Origin of the sequence: Streptomyces sp. TRM68367 (assembly GCF_014495685.1) — a bacterium.
In the GTDB taxonomy this organism is placed as follows: domain Bacteria; phylum Actinomycetota; class Actinomycetes; order Streptomycetales; family Streptomycetaceae; genus Streptomyces.
Genome location: NZ_JACTVI010000275.1, coordinates 1 through 1202, shown reverse-complemented (window position 1 = coordinate 1202; position 1202 = coordinate 1). Strand labels below are relative to the sequence as shown.

Here is a 1202-nt window from a genome sequence, read left to right as displayed (position 1 = left end):
ACGTGGGCCGCACCGAGTACGGCCTGGCGCCGGTGGCCACCCGCGAATGGCTCGGCTATGTCTGGGTCTGCCTGGCGGAGAACCCGCCGTCCTTCGAGGAGCACGTCATCGGCGATGTCGTCGGCCGTCTCGGCGACGCCGAGTCGATCGAGCGCTATGACATCGGCAGTCTCTCCGTGGGCCGGCGGAACGTCTACGACGTCAGGGCGAACTGGAAGCTCATCATCGAGAACTTCATGGAGTGCTACCACTGCGCCACGATCCACCCGGAACTCACCGAGGTGCTCCCGGAGTTCGCCGACGGCTTCGCCGCCCAGTACTACGTCGGCCATGGCGCCGAGTTCGGTGCGGACGTCCAGGGATTCACCGTCGACGGCTCCGAGGGCCTGGACCGCATTCCGGGCGTCGCCGAGGACCAGGACCGCCGCTACTACGCGATCACCGTCAGGCCGCAGGTCTTCATCAACCTCGTCCCCGACCATGTGGTCTTCCACCGCATGTTCCCGGTGGCCGTCGACCGCACGATCGTCGAGTGCGACTGGCTCTACCTCCCGCATGTCATCGACAGCGGCAAGGACGTCAGCAGGTCCGTGGAGCTCTTCCACCGCGTCAACCTGCAGGACTTCGAGGCCTGCGAGCGCACGCAGCCCGCAATGAGTTCCCGGATGTACGCCAAGGGGGGCGTACTCGTGCCCAGCGAGCACCACATCGGCGGCTTCCACGACTGGGTGCACGAGCGTCTGGGCACACGGCAGCCGCAGTAGCGGCGGCGGCCGGACGGGCCGCTCAACCCAGGTACCCCATCCGGTGGCTGATCTCGTCCGCACCCTTGATCAGCAGCGGAGCGAGCTCGTGCAGGCGCTCCGTGGTGAGCCGGTACGAGGGCCCGGAGGCGCTCAGTGCCGCCACGACATCGCCGTCGCGGTTGCGGACCGGAGCGGCCATGGCGTGCAGGCCGAGTTCGAGTTCCTCCAGGGCCCAGGCGTAGCCGCTCTCGCGGACCGCGACGAGGTTCTTCTCCAGCTTCGTCTTCGCGGTGACGGTGCGCGGGGTGACCTTCTTCAGGCCCGTCGCGGCCAGCAGCGCGGCGCGTTCCTTGGCGGGCAGGTAGGCGAGCAGGATCTTGCCGCTCGAGGTGGCGTGCAACGGCGTCAGCTGGCCGACCCAGTTCTGTGCGGCGACGGCCCCCGGGCCGCGCACCT

2 protein-coding genes are annotated in these 1202 nt (G+C 68.7%); one reads left to right on the top strand and one right to left on the bottom strand.

Annotation, left to right across the window (positions count from 1 at the left end; genetic code table 11):
• A partial coding sequence (locus H8R17_RS45470) for an SRPBCC family protein (RefSeq protein ID WP_187828994.1) occupies positions 1 to 764 on the top strand: 764 nt, incomplete at its 5' end.
• A 22-nt stretch (positions 765 to 786) separates the two neighbouring features.
• Here the strand turns inward: H8R17_RS45470 and H8R17_RS45465 are convergent.
• A partial coding sequence (locus H8R17_RS45465; RefSeq protein ID WP_187828993.1) for an IclR family transcriptional regulator occupies positions 787 to 1202 on the bottom strand: 416 nt, incomplete at its 5' end.